Consider the following 5872-nt stretch of genomic DNA (forward strand, 5'->3'; position numbering starts at 1 on the left):
CGCTGCGTGCCCATTTGCGAGGTAACATGCAGCACATTGCGCAGCGCCTGAACACGGCGTTTCCGCAGCTTAAGTGGCAGCCGCCCGCCGCCACGTATCTGGCGTGGATCGACCTTAATCCGCTTGGCATTGACGAACAGGCGCTGCAACAGCGTCTGATTCATCAACACAAAGTGGCGATCATGCCCGGTTCGACTTACGGCGCAGCCAGTCGCGGTTATCTACGTCTCAACGCCGGTTGCCCGCGCAGCAAGCTGGATGATGGGCTTGATCGTCTGATCGCCGCGTTAAAGTCGTTCTAAAATGCGACGGATGCTGATTAATTCAGCATCCGTTTTCCTGTTTGCGCAAATCGCTGGCGCTGTTGCGCAAGATGTTTTTATAATCCTCTGCACTTTATGAAACTTAAGCGAGTGCGCCATGATTGATCTAAAACTCCCCCTTACCGACATTCACCGCCACCTTGATGGCAATATCCGCGCACAAACCATTCTCGATTTAGGTCGCCAGCATAATCTTGCGCTGCCCGCTGAAACGCTTGATGCATTGCGTCCGCATGTGCAGGTCACCGCGAATGAACCGGATCTGGTGAGCTTCCTGCAGAAACTCGACTGGGGCGTGAAAGTGCTGGGCGATCTTGATGCCTGCCGTCGTATCGCGCTGGAAAACGTCGAGGATGCGGCGCGTGCCGGCATTCACTATGCGGAACTGCGCTTCTCACCGGGCTATATGGCGATGACCCACAAGCTGCCGATTGCCGGCGTGGTTGAAGCGGTGATTGATGGCGTGCGCGCCGGTATTCAGCAATACGGCGTCGATGTGCGCCTGACCGGCATTATGAGCCGTACCTTTGGTGACGAAGCTTGCCTGCGCGAGCTGGAAGGTTTGCTGGCGCATCGCGATGGCATCACCGCCGTCGATTTGGCCGGTGACGAGTTAGGCTTCCCAGGCAGCGAATTCCTCAGCCACTTCAATCGTGCACGTGACGCTGGTTTCCGCATTACGGTTCACGCCGGTGAAGCCGCTGGCCCGGAAAGCATCTGGCAAGCGATTCGCGAGCTGGGCGCGGAGCGTATTGGTCACGGCGTGAAGGCGATTGAAGACCGCGCACTGATGGATTTCCTTGCCGAGCAGCGCATTGGTATTGAGTCGTGCCTGACCTCGAATATTCAAACCAGCACTGTATCGTCCCTGAGCAGCCATCCGCTGAAAACCTTCCTGCAGCACGGCATTCTCGCCACCATTAACACTGACGATCCGGCGGTTCAGGGCGTTGAACTGGCACATGAGTATGAAGTGGCGGCACCGCAAGCAGGATTGACGGCGGAAGAGATGCGTCAGGCGCAGGATAATGGCGTGACCATCGCGTTCCTGAGCGATGCAGAGAAAGCCGCACTGCGCGCACGCGTGGCGGGATAAAAAAAGGTGCGCCTAACGCGCACCTTACATTGTAGGGTCGCCATTCATGGCGACCTTTTTCACAGAATTAACGCAACGACATAGTCTGGCGCTTCTCGGCGGACTGCAAGCCCAGCTCGATCAACTCCATCACCTGAATCGCCTCTTCTGCCTGCACCGGATTTGCACCTGTGCCCGCAATCGCGTCACGAATACCTGCGTAGTACGCCGGATAGTTGCCTGGCAAGGTCAGCAGCTCTTTCTCCACCATCACATCGCCTTCCGCCAGCGTCAGCGTGCCGTTGCGCATGTCGTAGCCCCAATCTTCCTGCGGCGGACGTTCACCCGCTTTCAGACGATCTTCCTGTGGATCGAGGCCATATTTCACGTAGCTGCCGCGCGTACCGTGCACCACAAAGCGTGCTGATTCCGCGGCCACCAGCATGCTGGCGTGCAGCACCACGCGGCGCGTTGGATAGGTCAACACGGCATGGAAGTAATCGGTGGTTTGTGCGCCTGGACGCAGCTCTGCCATATCGACGTTAATGGCGACCGGCGTGCCAAACAGCTGCAGCGCCTGGTCCAGCACATGCGGACCGAGATCGAACCAAATGCCGCTGCCCGCGCCTTTCATTTCACGCCAGCGCTGACGCACTTCAGGGCGGAAACGGTCAAAGTGGGATTCGAAGTAACGCACTTCGCCCAAGGTGCCGTCGTTCAGCAAGGATTTCAGGGTCAGGAAATCGCTGTCCCAGCGGCGGTTATGGAACACCGACAGCAGCAGACCTTTGGCTTTTGCCAGTGCATCCAGTTCACGCGCCTGTGACAACGTCACGGTAAATGGCTTATCGACCACCACGTGTTTACCGGCGTTGAGGGCCGCTTTGGCTAATGGAAAATGGGTGTCATTCGGGGTCGGAATAACAATCAGTTGCAGTGTCGGGTCGTCCAGCAGCGCCTGTGGATCGGAAACCACCTGCACTGACGGCCAGTCAGCATGCACTTTGCTGGCATCGCTGCTCGAGATCGCCGCCAGCTCAACATCCGGCGTACCGGCGATCAAGGGTGCATGAAAGGTTTTGCTGGCAAAACCGTAGCCGATTAGGCCGACACGTAATTTATCGCTCATTCTCATTCCTCTTGTTCGTTACCAGACTGATTTAAGACGAATCGGTCTATAAGAACAAGGCGGAATCACCTGAAAACTCAGGAAATAGCACTCCGTGCGGATTGCCAGCTCTCGTGAGCCACCAAAGCATCCTGCGCATCCTGGCTGCGGCGGCGGAAGTCGCTGGGGCTGACGCCAACGCGTTTGCGGAACACGCGCGAGAAGTAGAGCTGGTCGTCGTAGCCCACTTCTCGGCCGACAGAAGCGATCGGTTCCTGGGTGGTTTGCAGCAGCAGTTTGGCGCGGATCACCCGCTGATCTTCACGCCAGCGCAGCAGATTAATGCCCATTTGTTCGCGGAACAGATGCGCCAGCCGTGACGGCGACAGGCAAACATGGCGCGCCACCTCTTCAATCTTCACTTCGCCCGCCAGATGATTAGTGACGTACTGGCAAGCTTCAATCACGCGTGGGTCGCGAATCTGTTGATGGCTGCGCGGATCCTCTTCCACCGCGCGCAGCAGCAGGCGCTCCAGCAGGTTCATCGCCAGCTCTTCGGCGAAGCGACGTCCGGAGTTGTGGGTTTGCTCGATGCTGGCAAACAGGCGATCAAACTCGGCACGCTGCGCTTCTGACAGACGCAAACGCCCCACGCCCTGGCTTTCATCCTGCCACTGCAACCAATCGGTCCAGTACGCGCGCGGACGGAAATAGACCCAGCGATGAAACCAGCAAGGGCTATCGGGCGCGCGGCCATAATAGTGCGGGGTTTTCGGTTGAAACAGCAGCAGATCGCCCGGCTCACAGTCGAAGGCGGATTCACCATCAAACACGCGGCCCTGACCTTTAATGGTCAGATTGAGGATGTAGCCTTTCATGCCGTGCGGACGATCGATAAAGAAATCGAGCGCGTCATTGGCGTTAATCGGCGTCAATCCTGCCACCAACCAGGCATTGAACGCATAGCCCGGCAATAAGGGATTCTGCTGCTCACTCGGGGGTTCACGATGGTACATAGTGGCCTCACTTATTGCGTGAAATGCGGCGAGCGCGCCCGCTATCCGGCGCGCTCAGCCTTGGTTATCAGGCGGCTTTGCTTTTCTGTTTGTAGCGGTCAAAAATCACCGCCGCTAACAGTATCAAACCGCGCACCACATACTGTGAGAATGGCGAGATATTCAATAAATTCATCGCATTCTCAACCGTGCCGAGAATCAGCACGCCCGCTACCACGTACGAAATTTTGCCGATGCCGCCTTTCAGCGAAACGCCGCCCAGTACGCAAGCCGAAATCACAATCAGCTCGTAACCGAGCGACGTCATTGGCTGGCCGCTGGTCATGCGCGACGCCAGAATGATGCCTGCCGCCGCCGACACTAAACCCGACAAGATGAAGATGATGATGCGCGTACGCACCACCGGCACACCGGCCAGACGCGCCGCTTCTTCGTTGCCACCAATTGCCAGCGTGTTGCGGCCAAAGGTAGTTTTGTTTAGTAAGAAGCCGAACAGCACCATGGTGGCGATGGTGAGCCAAATCGGTGCCGGTACGCCGAGCCAGTTGGCGTAGCCGAGGGTAAAGAAGCGCTCGTCTTCGATGCCCACCGCTTTGCCGTCGGAGAAGATATATGCTAGGCCGCGCACAATCTGCATGGTGGCCAGCGTGGTGATCAGGGCGTTGATTTTCAGCCGCGCGATAACAAAGCCGTTGATAAAGCCAGTTGCCATGCCGAGCAGTAAACCGGCCGCGACGCCAATCCATAGACTTTCGGTCATATTGATCACCACTGCAGTGACCACACCGGCGCAGGCGATCACCGACGCCACGGAGAGGTCAAAGTCGCCGGAGGCGAGGCAGAACAGCATGCCACACGCCACCATGCCGGACATCGACATCGCCAGACCGAGCCCTTTCATATTGATGATGGAGCCAAAGTTCGGCACGAAAATGGCACAAACGATAAACAGCAGTGCGAACACCACCAGCATGCCGAAGTTGTCCCAAATCCGCCCGAGTTGCAGCCCGTTGCGCTGCACCGGTGGCGTGTTGGAAGTGGTAGATGAAGCCATTATTGCTCTCCTTTACATCAGGCCACGGCGGCCGCTTGAGTGGTTTTCGGCATCGCCAGGCTCAGCGTCAGCTGCTCTGTGGCCGTGTCGTGGGACAGTTCACCGGCAATTTCACCTTCACGCATCACCAGAATGCGATCGGCTAATCCCATCACTTCCGGCAAGTCGCTGGAGGCAAACAGCACCGCAATGCCTTTTTTCGCCAGGGCATAAATCAGGTTGTAGATTTCATGTTTGGCACCAACGTCAATGCCGCGCGTCGGCTCATCGAGCAGAATCACGTTCATCTCTTCCGACAACCAGCGGCCCAGAATCGCCTTCTGCTGGTTGCCGCCCGAAAGGTTCATGATCAGCTGCTGCGGGCCCGGCGTTTTGATGTTGAGTGAACGAATGTGGATATCGGCGTTTTTCGCCTCCCAGCTCGGTTTGATCAGACAACCGGCGGTGAGATTGTGGCGACGCGCGCTGATGTTGATGTTATCGCGCACCGAATGCACCGGAATGATGCCTTCGGATTTGCGATCTTCCGGGCACAGCATGATGCCAGCGCGAATGGCGTCGATCGGCTGGCGAATGTTGAGCTTTTTGCCATCCAGCGTCACGGTGCCTCCGCGCAGTTTGGTAGCACCGAACAGCCCTTTCATCAGTTCGCTGCGACCTGCGCCAACTAAGCCAAACAGACCCACGATTTCACCGGCACGCACCGTCAGTGAAATCGGCGTGCGCACACCCTTAGCCTCCACCGCGTCCAGCTGCAGACGCACCGGGCCCAGTTCACGGGGCGCGTAACCATAAATATCCCCAAGATTGCGTCCCACCATCGCCTGCACCAGATCGTCGTGATGGGTGTTTTTCATGTCGGTAAAGGTGCGCACGTAGCGACCATCTTTAAACACGGTGATGGCGTCGCTCAGCGCAAAAATCTCCTCCATGCGATGCGACACGTACAGCACGGTGCGGCCCTGCTCGCGTAGCTGACGGATGACGCGGAACAAGTGTTCAATCTCGCGCGCCGACAGCGAGCTGGTCGGTTCGTCAAAGGCGATGATGCGCGCGTTACGCGCCAGCGCTTTGGCGATCTCCACCATCTGCCACTGGCCGAGCGACAGATACTTCAGCGGCATATCGGGATCGATATCCATGCCGAGATTTTGCAATTGCAAACCGGCTTCATAGCGCAGCAGTTTGCGATTCACCAAACCGCGCTTGTGTGGCAGTTGGCCGAGATAAATGTTCTCCGCCACGCTCATTTCCGGTACCAGATGCAGTTCCTGGTAAATGATCGCCACACCGGCA

General features: G+C 57.4%; 6 protein-coding genes. 2 read left to right on the plus strand and 4 right to left on the minus strand.

The window, feature by feature from the left end:
* Together RTY00_RS10635 and add are read left to right on the plus strand one after the other, a co-directional pair.
* On the plus strand, nt 1–302 hold a 302-nt coding region (locus RTY00_RS10635), incomplete at its 5' end, for an aminotransferase class I/II-fold pyridoxal phosphate-dependent enzyme (RefSeq protein ID WP_312664405.1).
* Between the two features lie 118 nt (nt 303–420).
* The gene (gene add / locus RTY00_RS10640) at nt 421–1419 is read left to right on the plus strand and encodes an adenosine deaminase (protein WP_312664406.1); all 999 of its coding nucleotides are present in this window, start codon (nt 421–423) and stop codon (nt 1417–1419) included.
* A 67-nt stretch (nt 1420–1486) separates the two neighbouring features.
* On the opposite strand, the gene RTY00_RS10645 is transcribed toward add, so the two are convergent.
* The 4 genes from RTY00_RS10645 to araG form a co-directional block, all read right to left on the minus strand.
* Complete coding sequence (locus RTY00_RS10645; RefSeq protein ID WP_008110233.1) at nt 1487–2527, minus strand: oxidoreductase; 1041 nt, start codon at nt 2525–2527, stop codon at nt 1487–1489.
* A 77-nt stretch (nt 2528–2604) separates the two neighbouring features.
* Nucleotides 2605–3522 carry an arabinose operon transcriptional regulator AraC gene (gene araC / locus RTY00_RS10650; protein ID WP_008110234.1) on the minus strand — a complete coding sequence of 306 codons (918 nt, stop codon included), beginning with the start codon at nt 3520–3522 and terminating at the stop codon, nt 2605–2607.
* Nucleotides 3523–3589: 67 nt separating this feature from the next.
* Nucleotides 3590–4576, minus strand: coding sequence for an L-arabinose ABC transporter permease AraH (araH, locus tag RTY00_RS10655; protein WP_008110235.1), 987 nt, complete (start codon nt 4574–4576; stop codon nt 3590–3592).
* A 17-nt stretch (nt 4577–4593) separates the two neighbouring features.
* Nucleotides 4594–5872, minus strand: a 1279-nt coding sequence (gene araG, locus RTY00_RS10660) for an L-arabinose ABC transporter ATP-binding protein AraG (RefSeq protein ID WP_312664407.1), incomplete at its 5' end; no start/stop codon positions are given.

The sequence above is a fragment of the Pantoea sp. CTOTU49201 genome (assembly GCF_032054795.1).
In the GTDB taxonomy this organism is placed as follows: domain Bacteria; phylum Pseudomonadota; class Gammaproteobacteria; order Enterobacterales; family Enterobacteriaceae; genus Pantoea; species Pantoea symbiotica.

Bases quoted from the DNA above. Each gene is read 5' to 3' on its own strand.
- araH (WP_008110235.1), bottom strand. From the start codon at position 4,576: ATGGCTTCATCTACCACTTCCAACACGCCACCGGTGCAGCGCAACGGG.
- add (WP_312664406.1), top strand. From the start codon at position 421: ATGATTGATCTAAAACTCCCCCTTACCGACATTCACCGCCACCTTGAT.
- araC (WP_008110234.1), bottom strand. From the start codon at position 3,522: ATGTACCATCGTGAACCCCCGAGTGAGCAGCAGAATCCCTTATTGCCG.
- RTY00_RS10645 (WP_008110233.1), bottom strand. From the start codon at position 2,527: ATGAGCGATAAATTACGTGTCGGCCTAATCGGCTACGGTTTTGCCAGC.